Annotated in this window: 17 protein-coding genes and 3 tRNA genes; 5 read left to right on the forward strand and 15 right to left on the reverse strand. The window is 67.7% G+C overall.

The window, feature by feature from the left end:
- Positions 1-15: 15 nt before the first annotated feature.
- Positions 16-630, forward strand: a complete 615-nt coding sequence (locus ACPT9U_RS12645; RefSeq protein WP_435751191.1) for a ParA family protein — start codon at positions 16-18, stop codon at positions 628-630.
- 100 nt (positions 631-730) lie between these two features.
- On the opposite strand, the gene ACPT9U_RS12650 is transcribed toward ACPT9U_RS12645, so the two are convergent.
- The 6 genes from ACPT9U_RS12650 to ACPT9U_RS12675 form a co-directional block, all read right to left on the reverse strand.
- Positions 731-806 (reverse strand) — tRNA-His (locus ACPT9U_RS12650).
- A gap of 42 nt (positions 807-848) precedes the next feature.
- Positions 849-925: transfer RNA gene (locus ACPT9U_RS12655), tRNA-Arg, on the reverse strand.
- Positions 926-952: 27 nt separating this feature from the next.
- A tRNA-Pro gene (locus ACPT9U_RS12660) sits at positions 953-1,029 on the reverse strand.
- Positions 1,030-1,086: 57 nt separating this feature from the next.
- Entirely contained in the window at positions 1,087-2,358 is a 1,272-nt protein-coding gene (locus ACPT9U_RS12665; protein ID WP_435751192.1) for a hypothetical protein, read from the reverse strand.
- Entirely contained in the window at positions 2,355-2,573 is a 219-nt protein-coding gene (locus tag ACPT9U_RS12670) for a DUF2249 domain-containing protein (RefSeq protein WP_435751193.1), read from the reverse strand. Before ACPT9U_RS12670 ends, ACPT9U_RS12665 begins: the two co-directional genes overlap by 4 nt.
- Positions 2,570-3,025 carry a hemerythrin domain-containing protein gene (locus tag ACPT9U_RS12675; protein WP_435751194.1) on the reverse strand — a complete coding sequence of 152 codons (456 nt, stop codon included), beginning with the start codon at positions 3,023-3,025 and terminating at the stop codon, positions 2,570-2,572. The genes ACPT9U_RS12670 and ACPT9U_RS12675 overlap by 4 nt, the downstream gene beginning before the upstream one ends.
- A gap of 180 nt (positions 3,026-3,205) precedes the next feature.
- On the opposite strand from ACPT9U_RS12675, the gene ACPT9U_RS12680 reads away from it, so the two are divergent.
- Positions 3,206-4,432, forward strand: a complete 1,227-nt coding sequence (locus tag ACPT9U_RS12680; protein WP_435751195.1) for an MFS transporter — start codon at positions 3,206-3,208, stop codon at positions 4,430-4,432.
- Between the two features lie 18 nt (positions 4,433-4,450).
- Here ACPT9U_RS12680 and ACPT9U_RS12685 read toward each other — a convergent pair whose 3' ends face one another.
- Positions 4,451-5,692 carry an NAD(P)/FAD-dependent oxidoreductase gene (locus ACPT9U_RS12685; RefSeq protein ID WP_435751196.1) on the reverse strand — a complete coding sequence of 414 codons (1,242 nt, stop codon included), beginning with the start codon at positions 5,690-5,692 and terminating at the stop codon, positions 4,451-4,453.
- A 134-nt stretch (positions 5,693-5,826) separates the two neighbouring features.
- Here ACPT9U_RS12685 and ACPT9U_RS12690 point away from each other — a divergent pair, with 134 nt between their 5' ends.
- A complete protein-coding gene (locus ACPT9U_RS12690) occupies positions 5,827-9,564 on the forward strand; it encodes a DUF748 domain-containing protein (RefSeq protein ID WP_435751197.1) in 3,738 nt (1,245 codons plus the stop codon).
- A 76-nt stretch (positions 9,565-9,640) separates the two neighbouring features.
- Here the strand turns inward: ACPT9U_RS12690 and sufT are convergent, their stop codons facing one another.
- The 7 genes from sufT to ACPT9U_RS12725 are packed head-to-tail and all read right to left on the reverse strand — an operon-like array spanning position 9,641 to position 16,196.
- Positions 9,641-10,210 carry a putative Fe-S cluster assembly protein SufT gene (gene sufT, locus ACPT9U_RS12695; protein WP_435751198.1) on the reverse strand — a complete coding sequence of 190 codons (570 nt, stop codon included), beginning with the start codon at positions 10,208-10,210 and terminating at the stop codon, positions 9,641-9,643.
- Between the two features lie 21 nt (positions 10,211-10,231).
- The gene (sufU, locus tag ACPT9U_RS12700; protein ID WP_435751199.1) at positions 10,232-10,696 is read right to left on the reverse strand and encodes a Fe-S cluster assembly sulfur transfer protein SufU; all 465 of its coding nucleotides are present in this window, start codon (positions 10,694-10,696) and stop codon (positions 10,232-10,234) included.
- Entirely contained in the window at positions 10,693-11,976 is a 1,284-nt protein-coding gene (locus ACPT9U_RS12705; RefSeq protein ID WP_435751200.1) for a cysteine desulfurase, read from the reverse strand. Before ACPT9U_RS12705 ends, sufU begins: the two co-directional genes overlap by 4 nt.
- Positions 11,973-13,376 (reverse strand): Fe-S cluster assembly protein SufD, encoded by a 1,404-nt coding sequence (sufD, locus tag ACPT9U_RS12710; RefSeq protein ID WP_435751201.1) that lies wholly within the window; start codon positions 13,374-13,376, stop codon positions 11,973-11,975. The genes ACPT9U_RS12705 and sufD overlap by 4 nt, the downstream gene beginning before the upstream one ends.
- Positions 13,373-14,158 carry a Fe-S cluster assembly ATPase SufC gene (gene sufC / locus ACPT9U_RS12715; RefSeq protein ID WP_435751202.1) on the reverse strand — a complete coding sequence of 262 codons (786 nt, stop codon included), beginning with the start codon at positions 14,156-14,158 and terminating at the stop codon, positions 13,373-13,375. The genes sufD and sufC overlap by 4 nt, the downstream gene beginning before the upstream one ends.
- A 20-nt stretch (positions 14,159-14,178) precedes the next feature.
- Positions 14,179-15,678: a Fe-S cluster assembly protein SufB gene (sufB, locus tag ACPT9U_RS12720; RefSeq protein ID WP_435751203.1), complete on the reverse strand. Its 1,500-nt coding sequence runs from the start codon at positions 15,676-15,678 to the stop codon at positions 14,179-14,181.
- A 2-nt stretch (positions 15,679-15,680) separates the two neighbouring features.
- Positions 15,681-16,196: an SUF system Fe-S cluster assembly regulator gene (locus ACPT9U_RS12725; protein ID WP_435751204.1), complete on the reverse strand. Its 516-nt coding sequence runs from the start codon at positions 16,194-16,196 to the stop codon at positions 15,681-15,683.
- A gap of 265 nt (positions 16,197-16,461) precedes the next feature.
- Between ACPT9U_RS12725 and ACPT9U_RS12730 the strand changes: the two genes are divergently transcribed.
- Positions 16,462-16,647 carry a hypothetical protein gene (locus ACPT9U_RS12730; RefSeq protein ID WP_435751205.1) on the forward strand — a complete coding sequence of 62 codons (186 nt, stop codon included), beginning with the start codon at positions 16,462-16,464 and terminating at the stop codon, positions 16,645-16,647.
- Positions 16,640-17,188 carry a sterol desaturase family protein gene (locus ACPT9U_RS12735; protein WP_435751206.1) on the forward strand — a complete coding sequence of 183 codons (549 nt, stop codon included), beginning with the start codon at positions 16,640-16,642 and terminating at the stop codon, positions 17,186-17,188. The genes ACPT9U_RS12730 and ACPT9U_RS12735 overlap by 8 nt, the downstream gene beginning before the upstream one ends.
- A 191-nt stretch (positions 17,189-17,379) precedes the next feature.
- Here ACPT9U_RS12735 and gstA read toward each other — a convergent pair whose 3' ends face one another.
- Positions 17,380-17,985: a glutathione transferase GstA gene (gene gstA, locus ACPT9U_RS12740; RefSeq protein ID WP_435751207.1), complete on the reverse strand. Its 606-nt coding sequence runs from the start codon at positions 17,983-17,985 to the stop codon at positions 17,380-17,382.
- Between the last annotated feature and the right edge of the window lie 107 nt (positions 17,986-18,092).

Below are 18,092 nucleotides of genomic sequence, written 5' to 3' on the forward strand. Positions count from 1 at the left end.
ACGATGCGCAAGATCATGGTGGCCAATCCGAAGGGGGGCAGTGGGAAGTCGACGCTGGCGGTGCATCTGGCAAGCTGGTTTGCCAGGAACGACGAGATCGTCTGCCTGGGCGATCTCGATCGACAGCAGTCCACTCGGTACTGGCTGAGTGAACGCCTGCAGCACCTCGCTCCCATACGCCATTGGGATGTGTCCGGCGATGAGTTGCCGGCAGCACCCAAGGAGTGCACGGTCGCGGTGCTGGACAGCCCCGCAGGACTGCACGGAAAACGCCTTAAGGCCTTGCTGAACGAGATGGACAAGGTGGTCGTGCCGGTTTCTCCGTCGCGCTTCGACATGATGGCTAGCCGCGAATTCTTCGAGGAGCTCTCTGGCACGAAGGCCGTACGCAAGGACAAGGTCGATATCGGGATCATCGGCATGCGGGTCGATCCACGAACCAACGCATCGAAGCAGCTGGTGGAGTTTCTGCAGCAGTTCGACCTGCCGCTGGTAACCTGCATCCGCCAGGCGCAGCGCTATGTTCACGCGGTCGAGTCCGGGGTGACGCTTTTCGATGCGAGCAACATCGATCCGGTCGATCGGCTGCAGTGGAAGCCGCTGCTGGACTGGCTGGTGAAGCGGCGTTGATGGTGGGCGAAAATGAAAGAACCCACCGCGAAGGGTGGGTTCTTTCATTCGTGTGCTAGTTTCACCATCCGCTTGTACGGGAGGTAACACACCGAATTTTTGGGGCGACATACCGGTTTCGAACCGGTGACCTTTGGAGCCACAATCCAACGCTCTACCAACTGAGCTAATGCCGCCACTACCAGATTCCGGTCAAGCCGAAACCCTGAAAACCGTCCTGGCCTGCCCGGCAGGGATCGAACCTGCAACCCCCGGCTTAGAAGGCCGGTGCTCTATCCAATTGAGCTACGGGCAGATTCCCGCGGGCATTCGAGGTGTGAGCTGGTCGGGGTGGAGGGATTCGAACCCCCGACATCTTGCTCCCAAAGCAAGCGCGCTACCGGACTGCGCTACACCCCGAGAGCCGCGAACTATACAGACTCCACATCGATGCGTCAAACGGATTCTGCGCGTTTTTTACGCATGCACGGCGCGATGCCATTCGCGTACGGCATGCAGCAGGTTGAGCAGCAGCCAGCCGAATTCGATCACCACCAGGATGCCTGCAAGCGGGGTCAATACGGGTACGAACACGGCGAGGAAGAGGACGCCCAGCGCAAACTTGTGCACCACGATCTGGCCCCGGATCAGGTTGTCGGGGAGCAGCTTCTTCATGTTCGGGGCGCGGACCCGCGCCTGGGTGAGGTGAAGCCAGGTAAGGAAGGGAACGATCTTGTACAGCATGGCGGTGATCGCCCCGGCGAAGGTACCGTGAAGGACGAGCACGCCGGCGAGCACCGGCCATTGTTGCGCATCGTGGAACAGGGATAGCAGCAGCGCCACGAGGCTGCCGATCAGCGCGAACATCGACAGCCGGAAGGCACGGAAGGGCGCGTCGGGCGTGCTGCGGCGCGTGTTGCGCTGCAGCCTGAGTGTCTGAAAGGCGAATCCACCCGCGAGCACGAGCAGCAGGCTGCCGAGTACCGTCACGGTGAGGTCGAGGTCTGCGAGCAGGCCAGCCGACCACAGTGAGAGCACGGAGAGCGTGAGCGGCGCCCAGAGCCGGGTGAAGCGTGCAGGGTAGGCGGGCGTGATCTGGAACATCGGCACCACGACCCAGCTCGTGGCGGCGAGCAGCAGCCCTCCCCAGCCCAGCCAGGCCCATACCGCATGCAGGTCGACCAGCGTGGGCAGCGGGAAGGGCACGGGCAGACCGCGTACGAGCGCAAACGCGAGCACCACGCCGAGCACCGTGGTCAGGGTCAGCGCGACGAGGGCGAGGCGCAGGTCGCGCGGAGTCCGACTGGCTCCGTGCGCAGGTGCAGCGCGCAGAAGCGCCAGCAGGCTCGCGGCGAGGAACGTGACCAGCCCGCCCGCGAGCAGCACGCCACCCGCGATGATGGCGTTGGGTGAGCCCGCGCCCAGACCGTAGGCCAGGCTTGCCGCACCGGCGCCGACTAGTGCGTGCGTGACGGTGGCGACCGGAAGCGGGGCAGGAAAACTCGCACCCACGGCCACGGGCAGGATCTGCAGCAGCGCGCCGAGCATTACCTGGAGCATGAAGCCGGCGGCGAAGAGGTGAACGGCGGCCAGGGCGCCGGGCGTCCAGCGCGAAACGAGGAGGTCCGCATCCGCGAGCAGCAGGAAGCCCGCCGCAATGCCGAAAAGCGGCGCAGTCAGGAAGAAACGCAGCGGAGCGGAGAGCGGAGGCGTGTCCTCGTACGCGAGCCCGGGATTCGCACTGCTCATGGGCGAGAGATCAGGATCTCGACACAGCCGTCTTCGCGGAAACGCTCGTCATGCAGATAACCGTCACGGTCGAGTACGCGCAGGAGCGGATGTGGCATGCGGTCCAGAAGGAGGGTGAAGCTGTCGCCGCCCTGCAGGGTCATGATGGCTTCCATTGCGCGTTCAAACGGTTCGGGCGGCTCCAGGCCGCGGGCATCTACAGTCCGGGGATTCATGCGGCGTACTCGTGGGTGATTCGTTGCCCAAGCGTTTCGACGAGCGCCTCGCGCTGGTCGCCGAGGCGCATGTCGCACATCGGGTAAAGGATGTTCTCTTCCTTCATGTTGTGCTGCTGCATCATGATCAGCAGGGTCTCGGCCTCGCCGGCAAACTCTTCCGCGTCGCGGCTGCGCAGGGCGGCACGCAGTTGTGCGAACGAGTTGCGCATTTCGGCATGCTCCCCGCGCATCACCTGGGTCGGGCCCTGCGTCATGCCCGTGGCGGCCTCGAAGCGCGGGAAGAGTTCTTCCTCTTCGGCGCGGAAATGCGCTTCAACCCCTTCGGCGAACGCTTCGAAGGCCTCGACCGCACCTTCCCAGTCCTTCTTGTTGACGAGGGTTTCGGCCCGGGCAAAGTCGTGGTCGCAACTGCGGTGATCGTGCGTCATCAGTTCTGCGATCGAAGTCATTTTTCGCTCCAGCGGTGAGTCCCGTGAATATTCCGGATCGCGTGCGCGAAGGCATTGATGCGAGTCAAGTCGACTCCGACGACGACCCCGTCGGCATCGATTCTTGCGCCCTGTGCGGGCTCGCCGCGGCGGCGCGGCGCAGGCAGAATGCGGCCTTTCTCCGCCACGGAGTTTCCCAGGATGCAGTCGAGTGCCGTGCCGAGCGCGTGGGGGCGGATCTTTCTGCCCTTTGCGCTGGGCTATTACCTGTCCTACTTGCTGCGTACGGTCAATGCGGTGATCTCTCCCGCCCTGACCGCCGATCTCGGCCTCACCGCGGCAAGCCTCGGGTTGCTGACCAGCACCTACTTCCTTGCCTTTGGCCTGGCGCAGATTCCAGTGGGCATTGCGCTCGACCGCTTTGGCCCGCGTCGGGTCGAGGCCACGCTGCTGCTCGTCACGGCGCTCGGCGCAGCCCTGTTTGCGCTCGGGGACGGCCTGCACACGCTGGGCGTGGCGCGGGCCCTCATCGGGCTAGGCGTGTCCGCATGCCTGATGGCGGCGCTCAAGGGATTTGCGCTGTGGTACCCGCGCGAGCGGCAGAGCTCGATGACCGGTTACATCATGGCGGCGGGGGCGCTCGGGGCACTGACGGCGAGTACGCCGCTCGAGGCCGTGCTGCCTGTGCTGGGCTGGCGCGGAGCGTTCTGGATCGTCGCCGCGGTGTCGGTGGTAGCTGCGGCGGTGTTGCTGCGCAGCCTGCCGGACGTGCCGGCCGATAGCCCGCGCGGCGGGCTGGCCGATGCGATGCGTGCGTTGGGTGGGATCTACACCTCGCCCGCATTTCTTCGCCTTGCCGCCTCGTCAGCCGCCTTCATTGGCAGCTTCATGGCCCTGCAAAGCCTGTGGGCGGTGCCGTGGATGATGCATGTGAATGGGCTCGGGCTCGCACAGGCGGCCGGCATGCTGGTGGTGCTCAACCTCGGTAGCTTCGCGGGGCAGCTGTCGATCGGCTTGCTGGGCGTGCAACTCGCGCGCCGTGGCGTCGAACCGCTCACGCTGCTGCGTTCGGGCTATGTCGCACTGATGCTCGTGCAGCTCGCGATCCTGAAAGCGTTCGGGCCGGTTTCGTTGCTGTGGTTCCTGTTCGGTTTCTTCTCCGCGGTGAACTCGCAGAGCTATCTGGCTGCTTCGCGGGGCTTCGAGCCTGCGCTGTTCGGCCGGGTCAGTACGGCGCTGAACCTGATGGCCTTTGCGGGCGCTTTCGCACTGCAGTGGGGCCTGGGTTTTGGACTCGATGCGCTGGGTGCGCGCGGCCACGCGATGACGGAGGCGCTGCAGCTCAGCTTTGCGGGGCTGCTCGCGCTCCAGGTCCTTGCCTATGTGCCGCTCCTGTTTCCGGGGGCGCGGCGCAGTTCCAGTGCTTGAGATGGCGGTCCGCCACGCTCACGCCGCACGCCCGCAGGCTACGCCCGAGGACCACGCCCACTGGAAGTTGTAGCCACCCAGGTGACCGGTGACGTCCATCACTTCACCGACGAAGTACAAGCCCGGTACCCCGCGTGCTTCCATCGTCCGGGACGACAGGGCATGCGTGTCCACGCCGCCCAGCGTGACCTCCGCCTTGGCGTGGCCCTGTGTGCCGGACGGGTTCAGCTGCCAGTTCGCCAGCCGGTCGGCGATGGTACGCAGTTCGGTGTGTCGATACTGGTTCATGGGCTTCGTCCAGCCGTGCAACTCGCACCATGCTTGGGCGAAGCGGCGCGGCAGCCGTTCCGCGAGCAGGTTCGGGAGCAGGCTGCGCGCCTGTGCATTCGACAGCAGCCATGCCTGTGCGTCGCAGCCGGGTAGCAGGTTCAGGCTCAGCGGCTCGCGCTCGCCCTGCACGTAGGTCTGTGCTTGCCAGTAGCTCGACACCTGCAGGATCGCGGGACCGGACAGACCGCGGTGGGTAACCAGGGCGGCTTCGCGGAACACCGGTCCGGCGCAGTGCGCTTCGACCTCCAGTGAGATGCCTGCCAGGGGCGCGAGGCGTTCGAGGGTTTCGGGCGACAGCGTGAGCGGAACCAGCGCCGGAAGCGGCGGAACGACCGGCAGCCCGAACTGCCCGGCGATGCGGTAGCCGAAGGCCGTGGCACCGATCTTGGGGACAGCCAGCCCGCCGGTGGCGATGACCAGCGAAGGCGCGTGAAAGCGACCGCGATCGGTATCTACCTGAAAGCGGGCCGGTGCGGCCTCCGGCGCATGGCCGATCTCGTGCACGGTGGCCGGCATCGCCCACTCCACGCCGCCGTCCTCACACTCGGCGCGCAGCAGGTCGATGATCTGCTGCGCAGAGTCGTCGCAGAAGAGCTGGCCCCACTCGCGCTCGTGGAAGCGGACGCCGTGGTGCTGGACCAGTTCGATGAAGTCGCCCGGGGTGTAACGGGAAAGTGCCGAGCGCACGAAATGCGGGTTACGGCTCAGATAGTTCTCCGGGCCGACACGCAGGTTGGTGAAGTTGCACCGGCCGCCCCCCGAAATCCGGATCTTTTCGGCGAGGCGCGTCGCGTGGTCGATCAGCAGTACGCGCCGACCGCGCTGCCCCGCAGTGGCGGCGCATATCATGCCCGCAGCGCCCGCGCCGAGGACGATGACGTCGAAGTGAGCGTCGCCGCCCGACGTGGCGGAGATGGATGCTTGCGTCACGGCCTTACCTGTGCGGGTGAAAGCGGCGCAGAATACGGTTTCGGGACCTTTGCCGCAATGCGGTAATTGCGGCGGACTGTGCTTGCGGCGACAGCTCGCCCATTGTAAACATGCGCCGCGCGACGGAGTATTCCATGCCTGAAACCGCGACCGACTCGAGCACCGCGCAAGCACCCCGGAGGCGGGTGGGGCGTGGTGCCTTGTGGGGCACGGGGATCCTGCTTGCGCTGTCGGCGGCCGCCTACCTTGCGGTGCCGCCGGTGGCACGACACTACGCACAGCAGATGCTGGCCGAGACGCTGGGGCGCGAGGTCAGCATCGAGCGCGTGCTGATCAACCCCTTCCGGCTGACCGCCGAGGTCGGTGGCCTGCGCGTAATGGACGCCGATGGTCGCACTGAGGCGCTCGCCTTCGATGTGTTGCGCGCCAACCTCGAACTCGAGTCGGTGGTGCGCAAGGGCGTGGTGCTGCACGAGCTTGCGCTGACCCGGCCGCGGGTGAGCGTGGTGTTGGGTGAGGATGGGCGACACAGCTGGCAGGACGTCGTCGACCGCCTTGCCGCATTGGCGCGCGACAAGGCCCCTGACGAGCAGGCGGCGCCGCTGCCGTTTTCAATCGGCAACATCCGCGTTACCGATGGCCAGTTCTCGGTGGACGATCGGCCGCGCGGACTTCGGCATGAGATCAGCGAGGTCGGCCTGGGCGTGCCCTTCCTGTCCAATCTCCCGGTGCGCGTGGATGTCTTCGTGCAGCCTTCGCTCTCGGCGAAGATCAACGGCGACCCCATCCTGCTGAACGCGCGCTCAAAGCCCTTCATCGAATCGCAGGAAACCATCCTCGACCTCGCGCTGCGCGGCTTCGATCTCACACCCTGGCTGGCCTATGTGCCGGTTGAACAGCGCTTCCGCCTGCCCTCGGCCTTCCTGACCACGAACCTCGAGATCTCCTTCAGCCAGCAGCCCGGCGCTGCGCCGGTTCTAGCGGTGCGCGGCCCGGTGCAAGTCGACGGCCTGGTGTTGCAGGACCGGGACGGGGCGCAGGTGCTGAGCGTCGCCGAGGCCGAGCTCGAGTTCGCGGACGTGCAGCCGCTCATTGGGCGGTGGCAGTTCACCCGCTTGCGCCTTGCGCGTCCGGAACTCGACCTGGTGCGGCTCCAGGACGGCTCGCTCAACGTGCTGGGGCTGCTGCCGCCTGCCGAAACGCAGCCGGCGGCAGTCGAGCAACGCAAGCCGAAACCGCCTGCAGCAGCGGTCAGCGATGCGCCTGCTGCGCGGGAGGCCGCGGGAAGCGGGGCGGGGGCGTCGGATCCGGCGCAGTCGAAGCAGATGGGGGTGGATTTCCTGCTTGCGCTGATGCGCATCCAGGATGGCGTGATCCGCTTCGAGGACCACAGTTTGGCGGAGCCCTTCAGTACGCGCGTCGAGGCGATCAACCTCGACATGCGTGACCTCGCAACCGTCGGTGAGCTGCCTGCGGAGATCCGCCTCGATTACGTAAGTGAAGCCGGCGAAAAATTTGCCCACGAGGACGTGCTGCGTCTCGCACCCTTCGAATACAAGGGTACGCTCCAGTTCGATGCCATCCGGCTGCCGCGCTACGCGCCCTATCTTGCTGCGGCCCTGCCGGGCGGACGGATCAGCGAGGGGACGCTGAGCGGGAGCGCACACTACCGCGTGGTGCTGGATGAGCAGGGCGTGCCGGCCGTGCAGGTGGATGCGGATGCGCTGGCCCTGCGCGATTTTGCCTTGCTGCTCAAGGGGGGCGAGTCCCCTGCGGTGAAGGTGCCGGCGCTCGACCTGCGCGCGGCGACGGTCGATCTCGGCACGCAGCGGGTGAGTGTCGGTGGTGTCGAGGCCACCGGGGCGGCGGTCTCGCTGGTGCGCCTGAAGAACGGAGACGTCGACCTGCTCGCGTCCTTGCTTCCGCCTGCTGCGTCGACGAAGGGGCGCAAGACGGCGCCGGCGCCGGACGGACCTGAGTGGGTGGTCACGGTGGACAAGCTCGCGCTCAAGGGCGCCTCCATGCGCTTCGAGGACCGCAGCGTGGGCCGTCCGGTGGTGACCGCGGTCGATGACATCGATTTCGAGCTCGAGGGTTTCAGCACCGAGAAGGGGACGGTGCTGCAGTTCAAGCTCGACTCCCGGCTCAACAAGCGTGGAAAGGTCGCTGCGAGCGGGCCGCTCACGCTCGCGCCGCTGAAGGCGGATCTGCGCCTCGACCTGCGCACCGTCGATCTGCTGCCGCTGCAACCCTATGTGCTGGCGCAGACCAAGATCGCGATCTCGCGCGGCAACCTCAGTACCCAAGGGCGGCTGAACCTCTCCACCGGACGGCGTGGGCAACTGCTTGGCCGCTTCACCGGCGATGTCGCGGTGTCCAATTTCGCCTCCGTGGACCGGCTGAACGCCACCGATTTCGTGCGTCTTCGCACCCTGCGGGTGGGGGGCATCGATGCGCGCCTCGAGCCGTTCTCGCTCGGCGTGAAGCGTGTGCTGCTCGACGACTTCTATACCCGCCTGATCCTGGATGAGGAAGGGCGGCTGAACGTGCGTGAGATTGGTGGCACGGGTACCGGGAAGAGCACGCCCGCCACAGTGAAAGTCGCGGCTCCCGCGGCGATTCCGGTGCCTGCCGAGGGGGCGGCCCCGGCTGCTGCGAACAGTGCGGAGATCGCCGCCCCCTCGGCCCCGCCGCCGCCCATCCGCGTCGACCGCGTGGAGATCAAGCGCGGCAACGTCGCCTTCAGCGACCGCTTCGTGCGCCCCAACTACGACGCCAACCTCACGGATCTGGCCGGCACCCTGATCGGCTTCTCCACCGCGCAGGACACGATCGCCAAGCTGGATCTGCAGGGCAAGGTGGACAAGACCGCGCCGCTCAGCATCACCGGCGAGCTCAACCCCTTCCGCCAGGACGCGCACCTGGACATTCTCGCCAAGGTGCAGGATTTCGAACTCACCGGGCTGTCGTCCTATTCGGGCAAGTACGTGGGCTACGGCATTGCGCGCGGCAAGCTCTCGGCTGAGCTCAATTACCGGATCGAGGAGCGCAAGCTTTCCGCGACCAACCAGATCTTCCTCGACCAACTGACCTTCGGCGACAAGGTCGATAGCCCGGATGCGGTAAATCTGCCGGTGCAACTCGCGGTGTCGCTGCTCAAGAACAGCCGCGGCGAGATCGACCTGCATCTTCCGGTGAGCGGCACGCTCGACGATCCCCAGTTCAGCATCTTCGGCCTGGTGCTGAAGATGTTCGTCAATCTTATTGGCAAGGCGATCACCTCGCCCTTCGCGCTGCTCGGCGCCGCGCTGGGCGGGGGGGAGGAACTGTCGCAGCTCACGCTGGCGCCGGGCACGGCCCGTCCGGGCGAGGCGCAGCAGGAGAAGCTGAGTACACTTGCGAAGGCCTTGATCGACCGTCCCTCGCTCAAGCTCGACATCGTCGGCCGTGCAGACCCCGCGAGCGATCTTGACGGGCTGCGACAGGTGGCACTCGACCAGGCCGTGCGCGCGCAGAAGCTCAAGGCCATGCTCGCCCGCGGCGAAGAGGCGCCCTCGCTCGAGGACATCGAAGTCAGTGGTGACGAGTATCCCGAGTTGCTGAAGAAGGCCTACAAGGCGGCCGACTTCAAGAAACCGCGCAACTTCATCGGCTTGGCCAAGGATATTCCCGTCGCAGAGATGGAAGCCCTCATGCGCGAGAACGTCAAGGCGGGCGATGCCGAACTGCGCGCGCTCGCGCAGCAGCGCGCCCAGGCTGTGCGCGAATGGCTGGTGGGCGAGGGCGGCGTGCCGGGCGAGCGTGTATTCGTGCTCGAACCGAAGGTGGAGGCGGGCGGCGAGGCCGGGCAGGTGCAGTTCTCGCTGCGTTGACGCGGAACCTGGCGCACGGACATTCTCGCGTGCGATCCAGCGCCCGCGCCCGCAATGTGGTGCCGCATCGAGCGGCTCAGAACATGCCCATCTCCAGCCGCGCCGCCTCGCTCATCATCTCGCGGCTCCACGGCGGATCCCACACCAGCGTGACCTCGGCTTCGGCCACGGCGGGAATCTGCAGCAGCTTGTCGCGCGCCTCGTCCGCAATCAGGGTGCCCATGCCGCAGCCGGGCGCGGTCAGGGTCATCGCGGCGGCGATGCGGAACTTGCCGTCCGGCAGCGGCTCGGCGGTGCACGCATACACCAGGCCCAGATTGACGATGTCGATCGGGATCTCGGGGTCGTAGCAGGTGCCGAGCTGCGCCCAGGCTGCCTGTTCGATGCTCTCGGCGGTCTGCTCGCCGTCCGCAGCGGCTGGCGGGGGGGCGGCGAGCTGCGGCTCGAGGCCGAGCGCGTCGGCGTTGCGCTCGTCGATGCGATACAGGTTGCCGCCACACATCACCGTGATCGAGCCGCCCAGGCGCTGGGTCACCAGCGCGTAGGCGCCCTCGGGGAGCGTCTCCGCCTTGCCCCAGGGCACGCTCACCGCCGCGCAGTCGCGCTGCAGCACGCGTGAATCGGTTTCGCCGTAGTGGTCGCCCATGATGTCTTGCTCCTCGAGGTCCTATTCGGTGTGTGCGGTCTCGTGCTCGCCGACGAGCGCGTTGTGCAGGGTGTGCCAGGCGAGCGTGGCGCACTTGACCCGTGCGGGGAACTCCTTGACGCCGGAGAGCACCTCCAGCTTGCCAAAGTCGCGCGCCGGGTCGGCGGCCTCGCGGCCTTCGGTGAGCAGCGCGTGCACGTCGCGGAACAGGGCCTCCACCTCCGCGACCGGCTTGCCCTTCACCGCTTCGGTCATCAGCGAGGCCGAGGCGGTGGAGATGGCGCAGCCGTGGCCGACGAAGCTCGCCTCGCGCACGACGCCGTCCGCGACCTGCAGGTACACCGTGAGCTGGTCGCCGCACAGCGGGTTGTGGCCGTCGGCGTGATGGCTGGCGGCCGGCAGCGGGCGGTAGTTCCGCGGGTTGCGGTTGTGATCGAAGATCACCTCCTGGTACAGCTCGCGCAGCGAATCCTGCATGTCGGTCATGCCGCGCTCCCTTTGCCGGGCGCGGTGCCGCCGCGCGTGCCGAACAGCGCCTGCGCCTTGTGGATGGCCGCCACCAGCGCGTCGAGGTCGGCCAGCCCGTTGTACAGGCCGAGCGAGGCGCGCGCGGTGCCGGGGATGCCGAAGCGCGTCATCAGCGGCATCGCGCAGTGGTGGCCGGCGCGGATCGCCACCCCTTCGGTGTCGAGGATGGTGCCGAGGTCGTGCGGGTGGATGCCGTCGACCAGGAAGGACAGGATGCCCGCCTTGTCCTGCGCGGTGCCGACCAGGCGCACGCCGGGGATGTCCTGCAGCGCGCGCGTGCCGTAGTCGAGCAGCGCCTGCTCGTGGGCGTGGATGCGGCCCAGGCCCACGCCCTGGACGTAGTCGATCGCCGCCGCGAGCGCGATCGCGCCGGCGATGTTGGGCGTGCCGGCCTCGAAGCGCTGCGGCGGCGGCGCGAAGGTGGTGTTGTCGAAGGCGACGGTGCGGATCATGTCGCCACCGCCCTGCCACGGCGGCATGTGGCGCAGCAGCTCGGCGCGGCCGTAGAGCGCGCCGATGCCGGTGGGGCCGTAGAGCTTGTGGCCGGAGAAGGCGTAGAAGTCGCAGCCGATCGCCTGCACATCCACCGCCTGGTGGGCGACGGCCTGGGCGCCATCGACCAGCACGACCGCGCCGACCGCGTGCGCGCGCCGCGTCATCTCGGCCACCGGATTGACCGTGCCGAGCGCGTTCGAGACATGGGTGATCGCCAGCAGCCGGGTGCGCTCGCCGAGCAGGCCCTCGAAGGCCGCCATGTCGAGCTCACCGTTGTCGAGCACCGGGATCACCTTGAGCACCGCGCCGGTCTGCTCGCACACGAGCTGCCAGGGCACGATGTTGGAGTGGTGCTCCATGGTGCTGAGCAGGATCTCGTCGCCCGCGGCCAGCCGCGGCCGGCCCCAGCTCTGCGCCACCAGGTTGATCGCCTCGGTGGTGCCGCGGGTGAACACGATCTCGTCGGCGCGCGCGGCGTTGAGGAAGCGCTGCACCGTGGCGCGCGCGCCGTCGTAGAGCTCGGTGGCGTGCTGCGACAGCCAATGCACGCCGCGGTGGATGTTGGCGTTGGACTCGCGGTAGAAGCGCGCCTCGGCCTCGATCACCGCCGCCGGCTTCTGCGTGGTGGCGCCGTTGTCGAGGTAGGCCAGGCGCCGGCCATGCACCGGCCGCGCCAGGATGGGGAAGTCGGCGGCGAGGTCCAGGATGGGCGTCTGCACGCCGGGTTCGCGCGGGGCGTTCACAGCAGTTCCTCCAGTCGGGCGCCCTCGGGCAGGCGTTCGAGCAGCGCGGCGCGGCCGAGCGCGCGCAGTGGCGCGTGGGCGATGCGCTCGAGCACCTCGGCGGCGAAGGCGTAGGTCAGCAGCTGGCGCGCGTGCACCGCATCGACGCCGCGGCTGCGCAGATAGAAGAGGGCGTCCTCGTCGAGTTGGCCGACCGTGGCGCCGTGCGCGCACTTGACGTCGTCGGCATAGATCTCGAGCTCGGGGCGGGCGTCGGCCTCGGCCAGGCGGGACAGCAGCAGGTTGTCGCAGCGCTGCATGGCGTCGGTGCGCTGGGCGTCCTGGGCGACCAGGATGCGGCCGGTGAACACGCCGCGCGCGCTGCCGTCGAGCAGGCCGCGGTAGAACTCGCGGCTGGTGCCCTGCGGGCGGGCGTGGTCGATGCGGGTGTGGTGGTCGACGTGGCGGCGGCCATCGGCGTGATAGAGGCCGTTCAACAGCGCCTCGGCGCCCTCGCCGGCGAGCCGGGTGCGGATGTCGTTGCGTGCCAGGCGCGCGCCGAAGGACAGCGAGTGCGAGGCGAACACCGCGCCGCGCGCCTGCTCGGCCTCGATCGTCGCCAGGTGGGTGGCCTCGGGGGCCTCCTGCTGCAGCTTGAGGTGCGTGATGTGGCTGTCCTGCGCGGCGAGCACGCGGGTGACGGCGGTGGTCAGCGTGCTGCCCGCGGCAGCGGCCGGGTAGTGCTCGACGATGGTCGCCTGCGCGCCGGCCTCGGCGACGACGAGGTTGCGCAGGTGCTGGTCGGCGACCGTGGCACCGATGAAGACGAGGTGGATCGGGTGCTCGATTGCGATGCCGCGGCCGAGGCGGATCCAGGCGCCGTCGGTGACCAAGGCGGCGTTGAGCGCCTGGGGGGCTTCGCCATCGCTGGCGTTGCCGAAGGCGGCTTCCACCGTCTCGGGGCTCTGCTTCAGCGCATCGGCGAGGCTGCCGATGCGCGCGCCGCCGGGCAGCCCGCCGATCGCCGACAGCGCGGGGGCAAACTTGCCATCGACGAAGACCAGCCAGTGGTCAAGGTCCTGCGGGGCAGAGGCCGCAGCATTCGCGGTCGAGCCCGCTCCCACGACGCTGGCGACGCCTTCGTGCGCGCCGGCTTGCCCGCGAGACGCCGTGCGATAACGTTCGCGCAGCCGTGCCAGCACCGCCTCGGGTTTGTCGCTCGCCTCGGCCGCCAGGGCCTGCTGCCCCATGAAGGCGAGCGAGGTGTGGCGCCAGTTCTCGCGCCGCGTCGTCGGCCAGCCTTCGTCGGCGAAGCGGTCGATCGCGTCCTCGCGCAGGCGGACGAGCCAGGGCAGGTCGGCGCCGGGCAGGTCGGCGGCGGTGTCGCGATGGCGTCCGAGCCAGAAATCGATCGCGCTCATGGCCGCGCTCCCGCGGACGCGCCGCCGGCCTTGCCGCCCTGCGCCGCGTCGATCCAGCCGTAGCCGTGCTCTTCCAGCTCGAGCGCGAGCTCGCGCCCGCCCGAGCGCACGATGCGGCCCTGTGACAGCACGTGCACCTTGTCGGGCACGATGTAGTCGAGCAGGCGCTGGTAGTGGGTGATCACGATCATCGAGCGCTCGGGCGAGTGCAGGCGGTTGACGCCCTCGGCGACGATCTTGAGCGCGTCGATGTCCAGCCCCGAATCGGTCTCGTCGAGCACCGCGAGCCTGGGCTCGAGCAGCGCCATCTGGAGTACCTCGTTGCGCTTCTTCTCGCCGCCGGAGAAGCCTTCATTCACCGAGCGGTAGAGGAACTCTTCCTTCATGCCGACCGCCTTCATCTCGCCTTTCACCCTGGCGAGGAAGTCCATGGCGTCGTATTCCGGCAGCCCGCGGTGGCGGCGCACCGCGTTGACCGCGGCCTTGAGGAAGTAGGCGTTCGACACGCCGGGGATCTCGACCGGGTACTGGAAGGCGAGGAATAGCCCGGCGCGCGCGCGCTCCTCGGCGGGCAGGGCGAGCAGGTCGGTGCCGTCCCAGTCGACGCTGCCGTCGGTGACGGTGAAGGTGTCGCGCCCGGCCAGCACCTGGGCGAGCGTGCTCTTGCCCGAGCCGTTGGGGCCCATGATCGCGTGCACCTCGCCGTCGGCGACCTCGAGGTTGAGGCCCTTGAGGATGTCCTTGCCGTCGATCGCGGCGTGCAGGTTATTGATTTTCAGCATCTCGATTCTCCTGTGGGTCCTTAGCCGACGCTGCCTTCGAGGCTCACGCCCAGCAATTTCTGTGCTTCCACCGCGAATTCCATCGGTAGTTCCTTGAACACCTCGCGGCAGAAGCCATTGACGATCATCGACACCGCGTCCTCGGCGCTGATGCCGCGCTGCATCGCGTAGAAGAGCTGATCCTCGCCGATGCGCGACGTGGTCGCCTCGTGCTCGACGTGGGCGCCCGGGTGGCGCACCTCGATGGTGGGGAAGGTGTGCGCCGCGCAGCGGTCGCCGATCAGCAGCGAGTCGCACTGGGTGTAGTTGCGCGCACCCTCGGCCTTGGGCGTGACCTTGACCAGGCCGCGGAAGGTGTTGCTGCCGCGTCCGGCGGAGATGCCCTTGCTGAGGATGGTGCTGCGCGTGTTGCGCCCCATGTGGATCATCTTGGTGCCGGTGTCGGCCTGCTGCAGGTTGTTGGTCAGCGCCACCGAGTGGAAGTCGCCCACCGAGTCGTCGCCGCGCAGGATCACGCTCGGGTATTTCCAGGTGATCGCCGAGCCGGTCTCGACCTGCGTCCAGGAGATGTGCGAACGCGCGCCGCGGCAGTCGCCACGTTTGGTGACGAAGTTGTAGATGCCGCCCTTGCCGTCCTTGTCGCCCGGGTACCAGTTCTGCACGGTGGAATACTTGATCTTGGCGTCGTCGAGCGCGATCAGTTCCACCACCGCGGCGTGGAGCTGGTTCTCGTCGCGCATCGGCGCGGTACAGCCCTCCAGATAACTGACCGATGCGCCTTCCTCGGCGATGATCAGCGTGCGCTCGAACTGGCCGGTGTCGCGGGCGTTGATACGGAAGTAGGTGGACAGCTCCATCGGGCACTTCACGCCCTTGGGGATGAAGACGAAGGAGCCGTCGGAGAACACCGCGGAATTCAACGCTGCGTAGAAGTTGTCGCCCGGCGGCACCACCGTGCCGAGGTACTGGCGCACCAGTTCCGGGTGTTCCTTCACCGCCTCGGAGAACGAACAGAAGATCACGCCGTGCTCGCCCAGCTCCTTCTTGAAGGTGGTGGCCACGCTCACCGAGTCGAACACCGCATCCACCGCCACGCCGGCCAGGCGGGCGCGCTCGTGCAGTGGCACGCCGAGCTTCTCGAAGGTGCGCAGCAGTTCGGGGTCGACCTCGTCCAGGCTCTTGGGACCGTCCTTCTTCGACTTGGGCGCGGAGTAATAGACGATGTCCTGGAAGTCGATCGCGGGAAACTCCACCGCGGCCCACTTCGGTGGCGTCATCGTCAGCCAGTGGCGGTAGGCCTGCAGGCGCCAGTCGAGCAGCCAGTCGGGCTCGCCCTTGCGCGCCGAAATCGCGCGGATGACGTCTTCCGACAGGCCCTTGGGCACGGTGTCGGTCTCGAGCGTGGTGACGAAGCCGGCGGCGTAGTCCTGTTCCAGGAAGGCGCCAATGGCGTCGCTGCGGCTGGCCGGGGAGGGGGCGGCGGCTGGGAAGGTGGCGGTGGCTGGGGTGGGGGCGTTCATCTTCAAGTCTCCTGTTCGTCTGCGCGCGCGGCAGGAAGGCAGGCCGCGGTGCTGCGCGCTGGGCCATGCATGCGGTGTTCGGTGGCGTGCGGGGCGGGGAAGGCGGGGCCGTGGCCGGGGTGCACCATGTCGGCGATGTTGACCGCCTGCAGCGCCTGGCGCACCACGATATTGATGCGCATCCAGTTCTCGCGGATGCGGCAGTCGGACTCGATCGCGCAGACGCCGCTGCTCGAGCTGCATTCGGTGAGCCCGAAGGCCTGCTCCTCGAGGGCGTCGATCACGTCCGCCACGGTGATGTGGTCTGCCGAGCGGGCGAGCGCATAGCCGCCATGCGCACCGCGCTGGCTGCTCACCAGCTCGTGGCGGCCGAGGGTCTTGAGCACCTTGCTGACCGTGGGCAGTCCGAGCCCGAGCGCTTCGGCCAGGCCGGCGGCGCTGTGCAGGCGATCCGGGTGTCCGGCCATGTGGGTCAGGATCAGGGTGCCGTAGTCGGTGAGTTTGCTGATGCGCAGCATGGGAGCGTGCTCGCTGGGGAGGTGTCGTGATTAAGAGTACTGAAAAGGTACTATATAGTCAAGCCGTGCGATTCCCCCTTTGGGGGCGCGACGTGTATCGCTTCCACCGACGTCCGCCGCGCCTGGGAAAGCACCTGCAGGTGCGACGCGGCGCCTCGATGGTCTTCTGCAGGGGCGCCGCGCTGACGTGGCGGACGTCCGCGGCTATCATTCGTTCAGGGCGCGCCATCCGCGCGGGCCTGGCGATTGCGAGGACTTCGACAGCATGGAACCCGTCAGCGGCAGCACCTATGTCATCCGCCTGTGCAGTGGCGAGTTGCGCCGGTGGCGCTTCCAGGGCTTGGATGCGCGCGGATTTGGCTGGTGGCTGGACGAGGAGACCTGCTTGGGTTTCTCCGACGCGAGCCTGATGTACGCCTGGGAAATCGTGGAGCGCGCCGACGATGGCTGAACCCTGGATGCTGCGCCCCGTGCTCGCCTATCCGGCCTCGCTTGCAGTGCCGTGCGGCGGCCTGGTCGTGCTCGCGATGAGCAGGCATTCGAGCTTCACTGCCGATCCGGGCTTCGCTGTCGTGCTGGCGGTGGTGGGACTGTCCGCGTGGACGCTGATCGAGTACGTGCTGCACCGCTGGATGCTGCACGGGGTCGAGCCCTTCCGGCGCTGGCACCTGGCGCATCACCGCGATGCCGCCGTACCGATCCGTGTGCCAATGCTGTTCAGCGTGTTGCTGGTGTTGGCGGTGGTCGGGTTGTCGGTGCTGCTATCGGGCGGCAGCGCGTTCGCAGCGCCGCTTTCGGCGGGCATGCTGCTGGGCAACGTGCTGCAGGAGTCGGTGCATCATCGCCTGCACGGCACGCGCCCCCTCGGGCGCTGGCTGGAGGCGATGCGGCGGCTGCATGGCTTCCACCATTTCCGCGACGAGCGCCGCGGCTACGGCACGCTCACCGATTTCTGGGACCGCGTCTTCGGCACGCTGCCGCCGCGCGCCTGAACGCGGGCCGCCCTCAGCCGCGCGGGCGCGCCACGCCGAAGGCCGCGAGCAGCGCAGCGGCGAGGAGGGGGACGCGAAAGGATGGGCCGGCCATGGAGAGGGAGCTTGCGGCTGGCTGCGCTTGTTTACGGCAGGAACAGCGGCAGCCGCAAACTTGGGAGCCGTCGGTGACGCTTCGTGCCTCAAGCCATTCAGGCCAGCCCTTCGGCCTTCAGCGCCGCCTGCACCGCCGGGCGCGCTGCCACGCGGGCCTGGAAGGCCGTCAGGTTGGGCCACTGCGCCAGGTCGATACCGACGAATTTCATCCAGCTCAGCACGGTGAAGAGGTAGCCGTCGGCGACGCTGAAGCCCTCGCCCATCAGGTAGGGTTTGCCTGCGAGCTCCTCGTTCACATACGCGAGGCGACGCTCGAGGTTGGCGCCGGCGATTTCCTTCCACTCCTTGCCCGAGGCCGGGTGGAAGAAGGGGCTGCAGGACTTGTGTAGCTCGGTGCCGATGAAGTTGAGCCAGGATTGCAGGCGGTAGCGCTCGATCGTGCCGTTGGCCGGAGCGAGCTTCTTCTGAGGAGCCTGGTCGGCAATGTACTGAACGATCGCCGCGCCTTCGGTGAGCAGCTCGCCGCTGTCGAGCAGCAGCGCCGGCACGTAGCCCTTGGGGTTGCTCTTCCAGAAGTCGGCGCCGCTGGCCGTCACCTTGTTCTTGAGGTCGACCGACTCTGTCTCGTAGGGCAGACCGGATTCTTCCAGTGCAATGTGGGGCGAGAGCGAGCAGGCGCCCGGTTTGAGGTAGAGCTTCATGTTGTCTCCTGAGAGTTTGTGAAAATTCCCCGCCAATGCCTTTGGTATAATTCTTGCATTCCAGTCCCCGCCCGGTAACCCAGTCATGAAAGCTCGCGCCCGCGTGG

Source organism: Thauera sp. AutoDN2 (genome assembly GCF_051280715.1).
GTDB lineage: Bacteria > Pseudomonadota > Gammaproteobacteria > Burkholderiales > Rhodocyclaceae > Thauera.